Source organism: Streptomyces sp. NPDC002853, assembly GCF_053591915.1.
This window is the reverse complement of sequence record NZ_JBSFUS010000009.1, coordinates 65,196-81,489: the sequence shown is the minus strand read 5'-3', so window position 1 is coordinate 81,489 and position 16,294 is coordinate 65,196. Positions and strand designations below refer to the sequence as shown.

General features: G+C 70.1%; 14 protein-coding genes. 10 read left to right on the top strand and 4 right to left on the bottom strand.

Annotation, left to right across the window (positions count from 1 at the left end; translation table 11 throughout):
- The first annotated feature begins 53 nt into the window (after positions 1-53).
- The 7 genes from rsmA (at position 54) to ACWD02_RS24950 (ending at position 10,108) form a co-directional block, all read left to right on the top strand.
- Positions 54-923 (top strand): 16S rRNA (adenine(1518)-N(6)/adenine(1519)-N(6))-dimethyltransferase RsmA, encoded by an 870-nt coding sequence (gene rsmA, locus ACWD02_RS24980; RefSeq protein ID WP_451214654.1) that lies wholly within the window; start codon positions 54-56, stop codon positions 921-923.
- Positions 920-1,807 carry a 4-(cytidine 5'-diphospho)-2-C-methyl-D-erythritol kinase gene (locus ACWD02_RS24975; RefSeq protein ID WP_451214653.1) on the top strand — a complete coding sequence of 296 codons (888 nt, stop codon included), beginning with the start codon at positions 920-922 and terminating at the stop codon, positions 1,805-1,807. Before rsmA ends, ACWD02_RS24975 begins: the two co-directional genes overlap by 4 nt.
- A gap of 75 nt (positions 1,808-1,882) precedes the next feature.
- Complete coding sequence (locus ACWD02_RS24970) at positions 1,883-3,244, top strand: acyltransferase family protein (RefSeq protein WP_451214652.1); 1,362 nt, start codon at positions 1,883-1,885, stop codon at positions 3,242-3,244.
- Positions 3,245-3,329: 85 nt separating this feature from the next.
- Positions 3,330-5,153 carry an ABC-F family ATP-binding cassette domain-containing protein gene (locus tag ACWD02_RS24965; RefSeq protein WP_451214651.1) on the top strand — a complete coding sequence of 608 codons (1,824 nt, stop codon included), beginning with the start codon at positions 3,330-3,332 and terminating at the stop codon, positions 5,151-5,153.
- Between the two features lie 146 nt (positions 5,154-5,299).
- Positions 5,300-7,195, top strand: coding sequence for an outer membrane protein assembly factor BamB family protein (locus tag ACWD02_RS24960; protein WP_451214650.1), 1,896 nt, complete (start codon positions 5,300-5,302; stop codon positions 7,193-7,195).
- Between the two features lie 70 nt (positions 7,196-7,265).
- A complete protein-coding gene (locus tag ACWD02_RS24955) occupies positions 7,266-9,119 on the top strand; it encodes an outer membrane protein assembly factor BamB family protein (RefSeq protein ID WP_451214649.1) in 1,854 nt (617 codons plus the stop codon).
- A gap of 263 nt (positions 9,120-9,382) precedes the next feature.
- Positions 9,383-10,108, top strand: coding sequence for a helix-turn-helix transcriptional regulator (locus ACWD02_RS24950; protein ID WP_451214648.1), 726 nt, complete (start codon positions 9,383-9,385; stop codon positions 10,106-10,108).
- Positions 10,109-10,130: 22 nt separating this feature from the next.
- Here the strand turns inward: ACWD02_RS24950 and ACWD02_RS24945 are convergent, their stop codons facing one another.
- The gene (locus tag ACWD02_RS24945) at positions 10,131-10,415 is read right to left on the bottom strand and encodes a hypothetical protein (RefSeq protein ID WP_451214647.1); all 285 of its coding nucleotides are present in this window, start codon (positions 10,413-10,415) and stop codon (positions 10,131-10,133) included.
- A 24-nt stretch (positions 10,416-10,439) separates the two neighbouring features.
- A complete protein-coding gene (locus ACWD02_RS24940) occupies positions 10,440-12,122 on the bottom strand; it encodes a sodium:solute symporter family protein (RefSeq protein WP_451214646.1) in 1,683 nt (560 codons plus the stop codon).
- A gap of 203 nt (positions 12,123-12,325) precedes the next feature.
- Here ACWD02_RS24940 and galT point away from each other — a divergent pair, with 203 nt between their 5' ends.
- The 3 genes from galT to galK are packed head-to-tail and all read left to right on the top strand — an operon-like array spanning position 12,326 to position 15,512.
- Positions 12,326-13,387 carry a galactose-1-phosphate uridylyltransferase gene (gene galT, locus ACWD02_RS24935; RefSeq protein WP_451214645.1) on the top strand — a complete coding sequence of 354 codons (1,062 nt, stop codon included), beginning with the start codon at positions 12,326-12,328 and terminating at the stop codon, positions 13,385-13,387.
- Positions 13,384-14,337, top strand: coding sequence for a UDP-glucose 4-epimerase GalE (gene galE, locus ACWD02_RS24930; RefSeq protein WP_451214644.1), 954 nt, complete (start codon positions 13,384-13,386; stop codon positions 14,335-14,337). The genes galT and galE overlap by 4 nt, the downstream gene beginning before the upstream one ends.
- 20 nt (positions 14,338-14,357) lie before the next feature.
- Complete coding sequence (gene galK, locus ACWD02_RS24925; protein ID WP_451214643.1) at positions 14,358-15,512, top strand: galactokinase; 1,155 nt, start codon at positions 14,358-14,360, stop codon at positions 15,510-15,512.
- Between the two features lie 12 nt (positions 15,513-15,524).
- Here galK and ACWD02_RS24920 read toward each other — a convergent pair whose 3' ends face one another.
- Together ACWD02_RS24920 and ACWD02_RS24915 are read right to left on the bottom strand one after the other, a co-directional pair.
- Complete coding sequence (locus ACWD02_RS24920; protein WP_451214642.1) at positions 15,525-15,758, bottom strand: hypothetical protein; 234 nt, start codon at positions 15,756-15,758, stop codon at positions 15,525-15,527.
- Between the two features lie 48 nt (positions 15,759-15,806).
- Positions 15,807-16,250 carry a GNAT family N-acetyltransferase gene (locus tag ACWD02_RS24915; RefSeq protein WP_451214641.1) on the bottom strand — a complete coding sequence of 148 codons (444 nt, stop codon included), beginning with the start codon at positions 16,248-16,250 and terminating at the stop codon, positions 15,807-15,809.
- Between the last annotated feature and the right edge of the window lie 44 nt (positions 16,251-16,294).

Sequence of the window (16,294 nt, the reverse complement as noted above, 5' to 3'; positions counted from 1 at the left end):
TCCGCACCGGCGGCTGGTCCTGGCCCAGGGGCCGGGCCCCGTAATCTGGTGCGGTGAGCAACACTGAGCCCGGCAGCCTTCTCGGCGCCGCCGACATCCGCGAGCTGGCCGCTGCCCTGGGCGTACGCCCGACCAAGCAGCGCGGCCAGAACTTCGTCATCGACGCCAACACCGTCCGCCGCATCGTCCGCACCGCGGACGTCGGCCCGCAGGACGTGGTCGTCGAGGTCGGGCCCGGGCTCGGTTCGCTGACCCTCGCCCTCCTTGACACCGCGGACCACGTGACCGCCGTCGAGATCGACGACACGCTCGCGGCAGCGCTCCCGGCGACCATCGAGGCCCGCCTCCCCGCGAAGGCGGACTCCTTCGCGCTGGTGCACAGCGACGCCATGCTCGTGCGCGAGCTTCCGGGCCCCGCCCCGACCGCGCTGGTCGCCAACCTCCCGTACAACGTGGCCGTCCCCGTGCTGCTGCACATGCTCGACACCTTCCCCAGCATCGAGCGCACGCTCGTGATGGTGCAGGCCGAGGTCGCCGACCGCCTCGCCGCGGCTCCGGGCTCCAAGGTGTACGGCGTGCCCTCCGTGAAGGCGAACTGGTACGCCGACGTGAAGCGCGCCGGTTCCATCGGGCGCAACGTCTTCTGGCCCGCGCCGAACGTCGACTCGGGCCTCGTCTCGCTCGTGCGGCGCGCCGAGCCGGTGAAGACCACCGCTTCGAAGAAGGAGGTCTTCGCCGTCGTCGACGCGGCCTTCGCCCAGCGCCGCAAGACCCTGCGGGCCGCCCTCGCCGGGTGGGCGGGCTCCGCCGCGGCCGCCGAGGCCGCGCTCGTCGCCGCCGGGGTCTCGCCGCAGGCGCGCGGCGAGGCGCTGACGGTGGAGGAGTTCGCGCGGATCGCCGAGCACAAGGGGGCCGCTTCGTGAGCGTGACGGTCCGCGTTCCCGCGAAGGTCAACGTCCAGCTCGCGGTGGGTGCCGCGCGGCCGGACGGGTTCCACGACCTCGCCAATGTCTTCCTCGCCGTCGGGCTGTACGACGAAGTCACCGTGACGCCCGCGCAGGAGCTGCGGATCACCTGCTCGGGGCCCGGGTCCGATCAAGTGCCCCTCGACCGCACGAACTTGGCGGCCAGGGCCGCGGAACTGCTCGCCGCGCGGCACGGGCGTACCGCCGACGTGCACATCCACATCGCCAAGGACATCCCCGTCGCCGGCGGCATGGCCGGCGGCAGCGCGGACGGCGCGGGCGCGCTCGTGGCGTGCGACGCGCTGTGGGGGACCGAGGCCTCGCGGGACGAACTGCTCGACATCTGCGCCGAGTTGGGAAGCGACGTGCCGTTCAGCCTGGTGGGCGGGGCGGCGCTCGGCACCGGGCGAGGGGAGAAGCTGGAGCCCCTGGAGGTCGGCGGGAACTTCCACTGGGTGTTCGCGGTGGCCGACGGAGGGCTCTCCACGCCCGCGGTCTACCGCGAGTTCGACCGGCTGACCCCGGATGCTCCCGCTCCGGAGGCGTCCCCCGCGCTGCTCGCCGCCCTGCGCGACGGGGACGCGGAGGCGCTCGCCGCCGCCGTCACCAATGACCTGCAGCCCGCGGCTCTCTCCCTGTTCCCCTCGCTCGCCGACACCCTCGCCGTCGGCACCGAGGCGGGCGCGCTGGCCTCGCTCGTCTCCGGCTCCGGGCCCACGACGGCGTTCCTGGCCGCGGACGCTCGGTCCGCGCGACGGGTCGCCGAAGCGCTCTCGGCGTCCGGCACCTGCCGTACCGCCCGGGTGGCCGGCTCCCCGGCGCCGGGTGCCACGATCCTCTAGAGGGCACGTACTCAGGCGCCGATCTGAGTACGTGCGCGCTGATGCGGGGCGCGCGATGCGCGCGACCGTACGTACATGGGATCAAGCGTTCGTGAACTGGCCGAGCAGACGCCCACCGGGCGCGACCGGTACATCGACCTGCTGCGGGTCGCCTCGCTCGGCACGGTCGTCGTCGGCCACTGGCTGATGGCGGCGGTGACGGTCGGCGACGACGGGCGCACCGAGGTCGGCAACCTCCTCGCCGTCGTGCCCGACCTGCAGCTGCTCACCTGGGCGCTGCAGATCATGCCGGTGTTCTTCTTCGTCGGCGGCTTCTCGCACGCGCTGTCGTACCGCTCCCTGAGCCGCCAGGCGACCGGCCAATCCGTTTACTCGGCGTTCCTGCGGGCCCGCCTCCAGCGGCTGCTGCGGCCGACGATGGTGTTCATCGGGGTGTGGGGCATCGCCGCCCTGCTGCTCCAACTCCTGGGCGAGGGCAGCGCGTTGCTGGACGTGACGCTGCGCCTTGTCGCCCAGCCGCTGTGGTTCATCGGCATCTACCTGGCGATGGTGGCGTTCACGCCGCCGCTGCTCAGGCTGCACGAGCGGTACGGCTGGGGCGCGTTCGGGGGTCTGGTGGCCGCCGCCGGGGCGGTGGACGTGGCGCGCTTCGCGTTCGGCGTCCCGTACGTGGAGTTCCTGAACTTCGCCTTCGTGTGGCTCGCCGTGCATCAGCTCGGCTTCCTGCGGGCGGACGGCAGGCTGCGGATGCGGATACCGGCGGCCATGGCCGGGGCGGGTCTCGCCGGAGCCGCGGCCCTGGTGGCCTTCGGCCCGTATCCCCTGTCCATGGTGGGCATGCCCGGCGAGCGCGTCTCGAACATGGCTCCGCCGACCTTCGCCCTGCTCTGTCACGGTGTGTGGCTGGTGGGCGCGGTGGAGCTGCTGCGGGGGCCCGCGACCCGGTGGCTGGCGCGGCCGCGGGTGTGGCGGGGCGTGGTGGCGGCGAACGGCGTCTCGATGACGGCGTTCCTGTGGCACCTGACGGCGATGCTCGGGGTGTACGGGGTGCTGATCGCCGCGGACGTGCCGCTGCCGGAGCCTGCCACCGCGCAGTGGTGGACGCAGGTGCCGCTGCGGATGGCGGCCGCGGTGGTGCTCACCGCTCTGCTGGTCGCCGCCTTCCGCCGCTTCGAGAAGCCGGTCGTGGCACGGGAGTCGACGGGCGGGCCGGGCGCGGGCCCGGCAGCCGCCGTGGGCGTCACGCTCTGCCTCTTCGGGGTGCTCGGACTCTCCATGGTCGGCTTCGGGGGACTGCTCGAAGGGCGTACGGCGATGCTGATCGCGGTACGGGTGACGGCGCCGGTGGCGGTGGGCATGGCGCTGGCCGGGTGGCTGCTGGTCGAGCGGGCGGGCCGGGGGGTGCGGGGCGGGGCCCCGGGGGTGCGGGCCGGCTGATCCGCGGTCCCGACCGGCCCCCGGGCCGGGGGCCTGCGTCTCCGACTACGCTGGAGGTCGATCGATCCCCTTCCCTGGAGCGTTAATGGCCGTCAACCTGGTCAATGTCGAGGCAGTCAGCAAGGTGTACGGCACCCGTGCCCTGCTCGACGGTGTCTCCCTCGGCGTGTCCGAGGGGGACCGGATCGGCGTCGTGGGGCGCAACGGCGACGGCAAGACGACCCTCATCCGGATGCTCGCCAAGCTGGAGGAGGCCGACACCGGGCGGGTCACGCACAACGGCGGCCTGCAGCTCGGGGTGCTGACCCAGCACGACTCGCTGGACCCCGAGGCCACCGTGCGGCACGAGGTCATCGGTGACCTCGCCGATCACGAGTGGGCGGGCAACGCCAAGATCCGTGACGTGCTGACCGGTCTGTTCGGCGGCCTGGACATGCCGGGCTTCCCGCAGGGGCTCGACACCGTCATCGGGCCGCTCTCCGGTGGCGAGCGGCGCCGAATCGCGCTGGCGAAGCTGCTCATCGGCGAGCCCGACCTGATCGTGCTCGACGAGCCGACCAACCACCTGGACGTCGAGGGCATCGCCTGGCTCGCCGGGCACCTGCGCACGCGGCGCTCGGCGCTCGTCTGCGTCACGCACGACCGCTGGTTCCTCGACCAGGTGTGCACGCGCATGTGGGACGTACAGAGCGGATCCGTCTTCGAGTACGAGGGCGGGTACTCCGACTATGTCTTCGCGCGTGCCGAGCGTGAGCGCATCGCGGCCACCGAGGAGACCAAGCGCAAGAACCTGATGCGCAAGGAGCTGGCCTGGCTGCGGCGCGGCGCCCCCGCGCGCACCAGCAAGCCGCGGTACCGCATCGAGGCCGCCAACGAACTCATCGCCGACGTGCCGCCGCCGCGTGACACGAGCGAGCTGATGAAGTTCGCCACGACCCGGCTCGGCAAGACCGTCTTCGATCTTGAGGACGTGACCGTCCAGGCCGGCCCCAAGGTGCTCCTCAAGCACCTGACCTGGCAGCTCGGCCCCGGCGACCGCATCGGCCTGGTCGGCGTCAACGGCGCGGGCAAGACCTCGCTGCTGCGGGCGATGGCCGAGGCGCAGCGCTCCGACGGCGACGTACAGCCCGAGGCGGGGCGGGTGGTCGTCGGCAAGACCGTGAAGCTGGCCTACCTGTCGCAGGAGGTCGCCGAACTCTCCCCGACGCTGCGGGTGTTGCAGGCCGTGCAGCAGGTCCGTGAGCGGGTCGACCTCGGCAAGGGCCGGGAGATGACCGCCGGGCAGCTCTGCGAGACGTTCGGGTTCAACAAGGAGAAGCAGTGGACGCCCGTCGGTGATCTCTCCGGTGGTGAGCGGCGCCGGCTCCAGCTCCTTCGCCTCCTGATGGACGAGCCGAACGTCCTCTTCCTCGACGAGCCGACGAACGACCTCGACATCGAGACCCTGACGCAGCTCGAAGACGTCCTCGACAGCTGGCCGGGGTCCATGGTCGTGATCTCCCACGACCGGTTCTTCCTGGAGCGCACCACCGACAAGGTCTTCGCGCTGCTCGGCGACGCCACGATGCGGATGCTGCCGCGCGGCATCGACGAGTATCTGGAGCGGCGCAAGCGGATGGCGGAAGCGGGCGTCCCGTCGGCGCCCGTCGCCGCGTCCGCGACGCCGTCCGCGGCCCCGCAGAAGGCGGCGGTCTCCTCCGCCGACGCACGCGCCGCGAAGAAGGAACTGCAGAAGATCGAGCGGCAGCTGGACAAGATGTCGACGAAGGAGACGTGGCTGCACGCCCAAATCGCCGATAACGCCACCGACTTCGAAAAGGTGGCCAAACTGGACGCCGAGCTGCGTGAACTCGTGCGCGAGCGCGACGAGTTGGAGATGCGCTGGCTGGAGCTCGCGGAGAGCGCGTAGAGGTCTAGTAACAGACGCATCACGGGCCGGTCCTCCCTTGGGAACAGGGGACGGACCGGTCAGTTGTGCTAGTGCCGCAGGGTGATAGAAAGGTCGGCCTGAGCACCACTTGGCGTGCCGAAAAATCAGTGAAGGGGGAAGCGCTGATGACTCAGCCGCCCAACCAGCCGCCGTCCGGCGGTTTCGGAGCTCCGCAGGATCCCGAACAGGGAGCCGCGCCGCAGCCACCGGGCCGGCCACCGCAGATGCCCGGTCAGCCGCCGGCCCCGCCGTCGGGAGCCCCGCAGACTCCGCCGCCCGCGTCCGCGCCCCAGCCCGGCTACGGCTACCCGCAGACGCCGCCCGCACCCCAGCCGGGGTACGGCTACCCGCAGCAGCCCGGACCGTACAACCAGCCCGGACCCTACGGTCAGCCCACGCAGCCGGGTCAGGCGGGTCCCTACGGTCAGCCCACGCAGCCGGGTCAGCCGGGCCCCTACGGTCAGCCCACGCAGCCCGGTCAGCCGGGCCCCTACGCGCAGCAGCCCCAGTACGGGTACCCGCAGCAGCAGTTCCCGCCCCCCGGTGTGCCCGGCACCCATCCGCCCGGCGTCGGCGGTGGCGGCGGCAAGAACCCCTTCAAGGGCAAGCCCGGCCTGATCGTGGCGGCCGTGGCCGCAGCGGCGCTCGTCATCGGCGGCGTCGCCTGGGCGGTCGTCGGCTCCGACGACGGCGGCAAGAAGAAGAAGCCGGTCGCGGGCAAGAGCGACGACCCCAAGGCCAGCGGATCGGCGCCGGTCAACCCGGGCGACGGCGACGGTGACGGCGGGCCGCAGGAAGACCTCAACGCGGGCCGCCAGCCCGGTGAGGCGAAGGTGCTCTGGTACAAGGAAGCGCCCAAGGTGCCCGGCTCCGGCGCCGACGCCAAGGGCATGTGGATCCAGGGTGACGTCGCCATCAAGGCGGCGTACAAGGAGATCTCCGCCTACAACGTCAAGACGGGCGACCAGGCCTGGCCGACGGTCAAGTTCCCGCAGAAGATCTGCGGCACGACCCCGCAGGTGACGAAGGACAACAAGATCGTCGTCGCCTACAAGGACGGCCAGAAGGACGACTCCAAGTGCAGCCAGGTCCAGATCGTCGACCTGAGTGACGGCAGCAAGGGCTGGACCAAGCCGGTCAAGGAGGAGGGGCTCTTCGACTTCTCCAGCGACGCCGACCTCTCCATCACCGGTGACACGCTGATGGTCGGCCGCTCCCAGTCCGGCACGGCGCTGCGGATGAGCGACGGCAAGGAGCTCTTCGTGTCCGGGAAGAAGGACGAGGGCACCTGTTTCCCCAGCGGCTTCACCGGCGGCAAGAAGATGCTCCGCGCCCTCTCGTGCGGCGCGAGTTCGCCCACCGAGCACGACGAGCTCCAGCAGATCGACCCGAAGACCGGCAAGGCCGTGTGGACGAAGAAGTTCCCCAAGGGCTGGCAGATCGGCCGGATCTACTCCGAGAGCCCGACGATCGTCTACCTCACCAATGAGGACAAGAAGCAGTGGAACATCACCACGCTGAAGCCCAACAGCAGCGCCACACGCTCTGAGGTCAGCGTGGACGAGAAGTTCGCGCCGGAGTGCGGCGGTTCGACGTTCCTCGGCGGCAGCCTGCAGGGCTGCCTCGGCGCGACGACCGACGACACGAACCTCTACCTGCCGACCGAGGCGACCTCCGGGGCCAACGAGGTCGTGGCGATCAGCCTGGCCAACGGCAAGGAGGCCTGGCGCGTGAAGTCGCCGCTGGAGGAATCGATGCTGCCGATGAAGGTCGAGGACGGGGCGCTCATCGCCTACGTCAACCCCGCGTACGACTCCGGCGGTCAGGTCGTCTCGATCCCGCTGTCGGGCTCGCACAAGCCGAAGACGCTCCTGAAGAACCCCGAGGGGACCTCTGAGATCGAGAGCGGCTTCTTCTCGAAGGACGTCGACTTCGTGGACGGTCGCTTCTACATCTCCACCACGCGGCTCTCGGGCAGCGCAAAGGGCCAGGAGAAGCTGATGCTGGCCTACGGCAAGTGACCTTCTCCGCCGGGCATCTCGCCCCCCCCTCGTCGCCTAGTTCACCTCTCGTCCCCAAGGAATCGACGTCATGACCCAGCCGCCCCAACCGCCCAACGAGCCCCCGCAGGGCGGGTTCGGCGCACCGCAGGACCCCCCGCCGGGCGGGTTCGGCGCCCCCCAGGACCCCCCGCCGGCCGGCTTCGGCAAGGCCCCCGAGCCGGGCAACCCGTCCTACGGCTACCCCCAGACCCCGCCGCCGGCCCAGCCGCCGACACCGCCCCCGCCGCCGCCGGGCCAGCCCAACTACGGCTACCCGCAGGCCCCCGGCACCCCGCCCCCCGGCCAGCCCCAGGGCTACGGCTACCCGGGCCAGCCGACGCAGCCGTACAACCAGCCGACACAGCCGTACGGCCAGCAGGCTCCGTACGGGGCCTACCAGCAGCCCGGCACGATGCCGATGGCTCCGCAGGCGGGCGTGCCCGGCGGCTCCGGCGGGTCGAAGCTCAGCGGCCAGATGAAGATCATCATCGGTGCGGTCGTCGCGATCGCCCTGATCGTCGGCGGCGGTGTCTACTACGCCTCGACGCAGAAGAAGGACACCGAGGCGAGCTCCGGGGGCTCGACCGGCGGCAAGGGCGGCGAGGACAAGAAGGGCGGCGGCGGCGAGCAGGGCCCGAGCGGTCCCGGCACGGAGAAGGTCCCGGCCAACACCAGCGCCACCGTCTCCATGCAGCTCCCGCAGCCCGAGGTCCCCAAGGACGACGTCTGGAGCATCAAGGGCTCCTGGCTCACCGAGGACGTCTACGCCAAGGCGGGCGTCAACGAGATCGTCGGGTACAACCCGGCCGACGGCAAGGAACTGTGGACGCTGCCCCTCGCGGGCCAGACGTGCGCGGGATCGCGTGAGGTCACCAAGGACGGCATCGTCGCGGTCGCCTACGAAGAGGGCAAGCGGAACAAGAAGGGCGACCACGAGACCTGCTCGCAGATCTCCGCGGTCGACCTGAAGGACGGCAAGAAGCTCTGGACGGAGACCATCGACGAGGGCAGCGCCGCCGCCCGCGTCCAGGAGGTCACCATCAGCGGCAGCACCGTCGCGGCCGGTTCCAGCGCCGGTGGCGCGGCCTTCGACCTCACCTCGGGCGACCACCTGTGGGAGCCCAACCCGGGTGACAAGTGCCAGGACGAGGGCTACGCGGGCGGCGAGCAGCTCGTCGCCGTCCAGAAGTGCGGCGACTACGGCGACGAGAAGCTGAAGGTCCAGCTCCTCAACCCCAAGAACGGCAAGGTCAAGTGGACGTACCCGGTGACCCCGGGCGTCGACAACGCCAAGGTCATCTCCACGCGCCCCGTCGTCTTCGGCCAGGACACCCAGGAGATCACCTCGAGCGGCGTCACGGACGCCTTCTCGCTCGACGACAAGGGCAACCTCCGCGCCAAGATCTCGCTGCCCGACGGCAAGTACGACCATGACTGCGAGGTCAACGTCGTCTACGCCTGCACCTCGCTGGCCGTCGGCAACGACAAGCTCTACGTCCCGACCCGCCAGCACGACGGCGGCGGCGACAGCTACAGCCAGACGAACGAGATCATCTCGTTCTCGCTGGCCACCGGAAAGACCACGGGTGACCGTGCCGACGCGGGCGAGAACGGCGAGATGTTCCCGATCCGCATGGACGGCGGCAACATCCTGGCCTACAAGGACGCCGGTTACGACAAGGGCGCCCAGGTCGTCTCCCTCAACGGCAAGACGATGAAGGAGACCAAGCTCCTGGAGACTCCCGCGGCCGAATCCGTCGGCAGCGCCATCAGCGGCATGGTCCCGAAATCGAACGAACTCCTTTACGCCGACGGCAGGCTGTACCTCGGCAAGGAACTGATCAGCAAGCCGTACTCGAAGGACGAGAAGGAGTACACGGCTCTGGGCTTCGTCGCCCAGTAAGCCCTCTGACCTCCGCGTACGCGCCGGACGGCCCCGTTCCTGAAGAGGAGCGGGGCCGTTTTGCGTCCGCGCGTGCGCCATTCCGTACGCACGTACTCCCCCTCACCCGAATATGGCCGGGATTTCGGCATTCCGGGCCGCTTATCGCCGGGAGGGGGCGCGCAGCGTCGAACAAGCGTGTAGCTTCCGGGGGATGAGTGGGCGTGGGGCCGGGGGGCCCTCGATCCGTGGGGGTTCCGTGGGGGAAAGTGGGGGGCTGCTCGATGGGTGTGCGACTCATGGTGGTCGACGACCACCGACTGCTCGCCGAGGCACTCGCCTCGGCCTTGAAGCTGCGCGGGCACCGGGTGCTCGCCGCGGCCGCGCCCGCGGCCGGGGCGGCGGAGCTGGTCATCAGCCGGGCACCCGAGGTCTGCCTGCTCGGTACGGCGACACCCGCGGAGACCGGCATGTTCGACCCGGTCGTGAAGATCAAGCGGGAGCGGCCGCAGGTGGCCGTGGTGGTGCTCGGCCCGGTGCCGAGCCCGCGCGGCATCGCCGCGGCCTTCGCCGCGGGAGCTTCCGGGTACGTACGCCATGACGAGCGCATCGAGGGTGTCGAGCGCGCCATCATGAAGGCGAGAGCCGGCGAGGCGGCCGTCGCGCCGCAGCTGCTCCAGGGCGCGTTCAGCGAGCTGCTCAATCCGGCCGCGCAGCCCGACGACGAGGGGCAGCGGCTGCTCCAGATGCTCACGCCGCGCGAGGTCGAGGTCCTGGTGCGGGTCGCCGACGGCGAGGACACCCGCCTCATCGCCGCCGGAATGGGGATCGCGCCCAGCACGGCGCGTACGCACGTGCAGCGCGTCCTGATGAAACTGGGCGTCGGCTCCCGCCTGGAGGCGGCGGCGCTCGCCGCCCGGACGGGGCTGCTCGACCGTGCGGAGCGCCCCGCCGCTGCCTACCCGCAGGACACGGAGACGCCGACGGGGCCCGAGCCACCGGCACAGTGAACTCGGGCCCCGTCCAGAGGTGTTACTTGTCCTCCTCCGGCGCCTCGGTGGGCGGCGGCGTGGGCCGCAGCCAGAGCCAGCCGAGGAAGAAGAGCCCGAGCGCCAGCATGGCCAGGCCCGTCCAGAGGTTGATGTTGATGTCCTCCGCCTTCTTCATGTCGGCGTCGGACGGGGAGATTCCGGCGATCGTCACGATGATTCCGTAGACGACGAACAGACCGCCGATGATCCGCCGGATGTCGAAGAGACGGGCCGCCGTGGCGGACTTGCGCTCCAGTGCGGAGACTTCGTTTCGCAGTTCGGACATGTTCTTCCAGACCTCCGATCGGGATTAGAGCGAGTAGGGCAGGTAGCAGAGCGCGGCGAGCACGATCGCTCCCCAGCCGAGCAGCGCGGGCTTGCGGTACCAGGCATCGTCGCCCTCGGCCGGTGGCTCGTCGAGGTCCGGCGCGGTCGTCCCGTAGACCAGACCGGCCAGTTCGGCCTCCGGCTTGGGGGCGGTGAACAGTGTGACCACGACCATCACCACGGCGCCCGCGACGAAGCCGACGATCGCCGAGACGAAGTTGGCGCCCTGGTCGGTCGGGATGTCGATGACGCCCTGCTTGTAGATCCAGAAGTAGTTGACCATCGCGGCGGTCGTGCCCGCGAGCAGGCCCCACACGCCGGACTTCATGGAGGCGCGCTTCCAGAACATGCCGATGATGAAGACCACGAACATCGGGACGTTGAAGAAGGAGAACAGCGTCTGGAGGTACCCCATGATGTTCGAGAACGACGAGGCGATGAAGGCCGTGCCGATGGAGGCGAGGACGCCGATCGCGGTGATCAGACGGCCGAACCTCAGGTAGTAGCCGTCCTCGCGGTCCTTGACCACGTACTTCGCCCAGATGTCGTACGTGAAGACGGTGTTGAAGGACGACACGTTCGCCGCCATGCCCGCCATGAACGCCGCGAGCAGACCGGTCACCGCGATGCCGAGCACGCCGTTGGGCAGCAACTCCTGCATCAGGTAGGGGATCGCGTCGTTGTACGTCAGATCCGAGCCCGCCGTGCCGATCTTCGGGACGAGGACGGCCGCGACCAGGCCCGGGATCATCACCAGGAAGACGATGAAGATCTTCGGGAAGGCGGCGATCAGCGGGGTGCGCTGGGCGGCGGAGAGGTTCTTCGCGGACAGGGCGCGCTGCACCTCGGCGAAGTTGGTCGTCCAGTAGCCGAAGGAGAGCACGAAGCCGAGGCCGAGGATGATCGTCAGCCAGTTCGCGCCCAGCGGGTTGGCGTCACCGATGCCGGTGCCGCCCCACGCACTCATGAAGTCGGCGCCGTGCGACTTCTCGATCGACCCGGACAGACCGTCCCAGCCGCCGACCTTCTTCAGGCCGATGACGCAGATCGGGATGAGCGCGGCCAGGATCACGAAGAACTGCAGGACCTCGTTGTAGATCGCCGAGGAGAGCCCGCCGATCGTGATGTACGCCAGGACGAAGAACCCGGCGACCACGATGGCCACCCACTGTGGCCAGCCGAGGAGCGCCTCGACGACGATCGACAGGGCGTAGAGGTTCACGCCCGCGATGAGGATCGCGGCGAACGCGAAGAGCACCGAGCTGAGCAGGTGCGCCGACTTGTCGAAGCGCTGGAGCAGGTACTCGGGGACCGAGCGGACCTTGCTGCGGTAGTAGAACGGCATCATCACGAGGCCGAGGAAGACCATCGCGGGGATGGCGCCGATCCAGTACCAGTGGACGACGGCGACGCCGTACTGGGCGCCGGTCGCCGCCATGCCCAGGATCTCGGTGGCACCGAGGTTCGCGGCGACGAACGCGAGGCCGGTGACCCAGGCGGGCAGGGAGCGCCCGGAGAGGAAGAAGTCGAGGCTGGTCCTGACGGAGCGGCGGGCGGCGAAGCCGATGCCGAGGACCACGGCGAAGTAGATCGCGAGGATCGCGTAGTCGAGGCCGTTGGTGGGCAGCCGAAGCCCCTCGGCCAGGGTCTGTGTGGGGGACTGCATGGGGAACTCGCTTCGTTGCGCGAACTGATCAGACCGGAACCTACGCCTGCCGCTTCAAGAACTGAAGACTTCTGTTGGTGTTCTTTGTTGGATTGTGATCGGACGCATAGCTGGCGCCCAGCTCCGCGACCTTGACGCTGCTGTTGCCTTGTGGTTTGTTGTGTTCGGTTATGTTGGGTGGGTGTTGGTGAGGAGCCCCGGACGTGAAGAAGACCTCGACCCGTCTCGCCGACGGTCGTGAGCTCATCTACTACGACTCGCGCGACGACGCGGTGCGCGACGCCATCGACCGGAGGCCCCTGGACCCCATCTCCACCACGTCGGAGATCCGCCGGGACCCCCTTCTGGGCGACGCGGTGGCCATCGCCTCGCACCGCCAGGGCCGCACCTACCACCCGCCGGCCGACGAGTGCCCGCTCTGCCCCTCCGAGGGAGAGCGGCTGAGCGAGGTCCCCGACTCCGCGTACGACGTGGTGGTCTTCGAGAACCGCTTCCCCTCGCTCGCCGGGGACGCGGGACGCTGCGAGGTCGTTTGCTTCACCTCCGACCACGACTCGTCCTTCGCCGACCTCACCGAGGCTCAGGCCCGCCTCGTCCTGGACGCCTGGACGGACAGGACCGCCGAGCTCTCGCACCTCCCTTCCGTCGAGCAGGTGTTCTGCTTCGAGAACCGCGGCGCCGAGATCGGCGTGACCCTGGGCCACCCGCACGGGCAGATCTACGCGTATCCCTTCGTCACCCCGCGCACGTCCCTGATGCTGAGGTCCCTCGCCGCGCACAAGGAGGCGACGGGCGGCCGCAACCTCTTCGACGACGTCGTGGCCGAAGAGTCGGCGGGGGAGCGGGTGGTCCTGGACACCGAGCACTGGGTGGCGTTCGTCCCCTACTCCGCGCACTGGCCCTACGAGGTGCACCTCTACCCCAAGCGCCGGGTGCCGGACCTGCTCGGTCTCGACGAAGCCGCGCGCACAGAGTTTCCCCAGGTCTATCTGGAACTGTTGAGGCGCTTCGACCGGATCTTCGGTGAAGAGGGCCGGCTCACGCCGTACATCGCCGCCTGGCACCAGGCGCCCTTCGGCGCGCCGGACGGACAGGACGGGGTCAACCGGGACGACTTCGCACTCCACCTCGAGCTTTTCACCATTCGCCGCACTTCGGGCAAGCTGAAGTTCCTCGCGGGTTCCGAATCCGGCATGAGTGTGTTCATCAACGACGTGCCGCCGGAAGCCGCGGCCCAGCGACTGCGAGAGGTAGCGAGTTCATGAGCGGTAAGTACCTGGTCACCGGCGGGGCGGGCTATGTGGGAAGCGTGGTGGCCCAGCATCTGATCGAGGCCGGGCACGAGGTGACCGTCCTGGACAACCTCTCGACCGGCTTCCGTGAAGGCGTCCCCGCCGACGCGACATTCATCGAGGGCGACATCCGCGATGCCGCCAAGTGGCTGGACTCCTCCTTCGACGCCGTGTTGCACTTCGCCGCCTTCTCCCAGGTCGGCGAGTCCGTCGCGAAGCCCGAGAAGTACTGGGACAACAACGTCGGCGGCACGATGGCGCTGCTCGCCGCGATGCGCGACGCGGGCGTGCGCAGGCTGGTCTTCTCCTCCACCGCGGCGACGTACGGCGAGCCGGTCAGCACCCCCATCACGGAGGCCGACCCGACCGCCCCCACGTCCCCCTACGGCGCGTCGAAGCTCGCCGTCGACCACATGATCACGGGCGAGGCGGCGGCCCACGGCCTGGCCGCGGTGTCGCTGCGCTACTTCAACGTGGCGGGTGCCTACGGTGCGTACGGCGAGCGCCACGACCCGGAGTCGCACCTGATCCCCCTCGTCCTCCAGGTGGCCCAGGGCAAGCGCGAGGCGATCTCCGTCTACGGCGAGGACTACCCGACCCCGGACGGCACCTGCGTCCGCGACTACATCCACGTCGCGGACCTCGCCCAGGCGCACCTCCTCGCCGTGGAGGCCGCCGCCTCCGGCGAGCACCTGATCTGCAACCTCGGCAACGGCAACGGCTTCTCCGTGCGCGAGGTCATCGAGACCGTCCGCGAGGTCACCGGCCACCCGATCCCCGAGGTCATGGCCCCGCGCCGCGGCGGCGACCCGGCGATCCTCGTGGCCTCCGCCGCCACCGCGCGCGAGAAGCTCGGCTGGAACCCGTCCCGCGCGGACCTCGCGGGCATCGTCGCGGACGCGTGGGCGTTCGCTCAGCGGTAATTGGGGACAAGGGGTAACTGATGGACGTAGCGGGGCAGTTCGCCGACCTGTACGGGTACGCGGCGGACGGGGTCTGGTCGGCTCCCGGCCGGGTCAACCTCATCGGCGAGTACACGGACTTCAACGAGGGCTTCGTGATGCCGCTCGCGCTGCCGCACACGGCGGTGGCGGCGGTGGCGCGCCGCACGGACGGCGTCCTGCGCCTGCACTCGGCGGACATCGACGCCCCGGTCGTCGAACTGCGCGTCGACGAGCTGACCCCCTTGTCGAAGTACGGGCAGGGCGGCTGGGCCGCCTACCCGGCGGGCGTGGCGTGGGCGCTGCGGGACGCGGGCCATGACGTGTCCGGCGGCGCGGACGTCCACCTCGCGTCGACCGTGCCGACCGGAGCCGGCCTGTCCTCGTCCGCCGCCCTGGAGGTCGTCACGGCACTCGCCCTGAACGACCTGTACGAACTCTCGCTGACCCGCCCCGAGTTGGCGGTCCTGGCCCAGCGCGCCGAGAACGCCTTCGTGGGCGTCCCCTGCGGAGTGATGGACCAGATGGCGTCCGCGTGCTGCGAGGCGGGCCACGCCCTGCACCTGGACTGCCGGGACCTGTCGATACGCCAGGTGCCCTTCGACCTGGCGGCACACGGCCTGCAGCTCCTGGTGGTCGACACCAGGGTCAAGCACGAGCTGGGCGACGGCGCGTACGCGGAACGACGGGCGGGCTGCGAGGAGGGCGCACGCATCCTGGGCGTCACACACCTGCGGGACGTCCCGTACGCGGAACTCCCCACCGCCCTGGCCAAACTGACGGACGAGAAGATCCGCCGCTACGTCCGCCACATCGTCTCGGACGACCACCGGGTGGAGCAGGTCATCGGCCTGCTCGACGCGGGGGAGGTGCGGGCGATCGGCCCGGTGCTGACCGAGGGCCACCTCTCCCTGCGGGACGACCTGCGCATCTCCTGCGAGGAGCTGGACCTGGTGGTGTCCTCCGCGAATGCGGCAGGCGCACTGGGCTCCCGGATGACGGGCGGCGGCTTCGGCGGCTCGGCGATCGTCCTGGTGGAGGAGGTGGACGCGGAGCCGGTGACGAAGTCGATCCTGGAGGCGTTCACCGCGGCGGGCCACACGACCCCACGGGTGTTCCCGGCGGTGCCTTCGGCGGGGGCGCGGCGGGAGGCGTAACGCGTCACGCCTTCAACTTCCCTGCTCCACATGCGGGTTGGGCTCGGTGGCGACGACGTGCTGGAGCTGCCACCGGGCCTCCTCCCAGCGGGCGGCCTTGTGCCACGCGCCGGCCGACTCCATCATCCGCTGACAACCGAGCCTGACGGCCAGGTCCACGATGTTGGTGGAGAGGGACTTTTCAGCGAAGTCCCAACTGACCTGGACGAGCGAAGTCCAGGGCCAGGGCGGCCCTGCGGGCTTCATCGACCTCGCTCAGCATGCCGTTGAGACGGTTCAAGGAGAGGAGCGGCATCAGCCGAGCCGCTTCGTCAGGGTGAACTCCTTTGCGCCCTGCGGGTAGTCCGGGATCACCGAGACCACCTCGTAGCCCTGGCCGCGGTAGAAGCCCGGAGCCTGGAAGTCCCAGGTCTCCACGCGGGAGTTGAGGCATTCGCGTTCTTCGCGTGCGATGCGTTCCGCCTCGGCGAGGAGCCTCGCGCCGAAGCCGGCGCCCTGGTGTCTTTCGCTGACCCAGAGGTAGTTCACGTGGAGCCAGCGCCCCCAGGTGTGTCCGGCGAGGCCGCCGACGAGGCCTTCCGTCTCCTCCATGAGCCAGACGGCCAGCGGTATTTCACGGTCCTGCGGGGTGTCGCGCAGCGAACGGATCACGGGGGAGGCCGCGGAGTTCGCTTCCTCAAGACCGGCGAGGAGCGATGCGAACCGCTCTTTGTCGACTCCTGTCTCCATACGAAACATACGGCTCACCCTAAACGCGCTGGCCAGTCAGTTCTGTAAATTAC

Coding starts and splice junctions, on each gene's coding strand:
- ACWD02_RS24965 (WP_451214651.1), top strand. CDS start 3,330: ATGGCCGTCAACCTGGTCAATGTCGAGGCAGTCAGCAAGGTGTACGGC.
- ACWD02_RS24940 (WP_451214646.1), bottom strand. CDS start 12,122: ATGCAGTCCCCCACACAGACCCTGGCCGAGGGGCTTCGGCTGCCCACC.
- ACWD02_RS24960 (WP_451214650.1), top strand. CDS start 5,300: ATGACTCAGCCGCCCAACCAGCCGCCGTCCGGCGGTTTCGGAGCTCCG.
- galE (WP_451214644.1), top strand. CDS start 13,384: ATGAGCGGTAAGTACCTGGTCACCGGCGGGGCGGGCTATGTGGGAAGC.
- ACWD02_RS24945 (WP_451214647.1), bottom strand. CDS start 10,415: ATGTCCGAACTGCGAAACGAAGTCTCCGCACTGGAGCGCAAGTCCGCC.
- ACWD02_RS24970 (WP_451214652.1), top strand. CDS start 1,883: ATGGGATCAAGCGTTCGTGAACTGGCCGAGCAGACGCCCACCGGGCGC.
- ACWD02_RS24915 (WP_451214641.1), bottom strand. CDS start 16,250: ATGTTTCGTATGGAGACAGGAGTCGACAAAGAGCGGTTCGCATCGCTC.
- ACWD02_RS24950 (WP_451214648.1), top strand. CDS start 9,383: ATGGGTGTGCGACTCATGGTGGTCGACGACCACCGACTGCTCGCCGAG.
- galK (WP_451214643.1), top strand. CDS start 14,358: ATGGACGTAGCGGGGCAGTTCGCCGACCTGTACGGGTACGCGGCGGAC.
- ACWD02_RS24920 (WP_451214642.1), bottom strand. CDS start 15,758: ATGAAGCCCGCAGGGCCGCCCTGGCCCTGGACTTCGCTCGTCCAGGTC.
- ACWD02_RS24955 (WP_451214649.1), top strand. CDS start 7,266: ATGACCCAGCCGCCCCAACCGCCCAACGAGCCCCCGCAGGGCGGGTTC.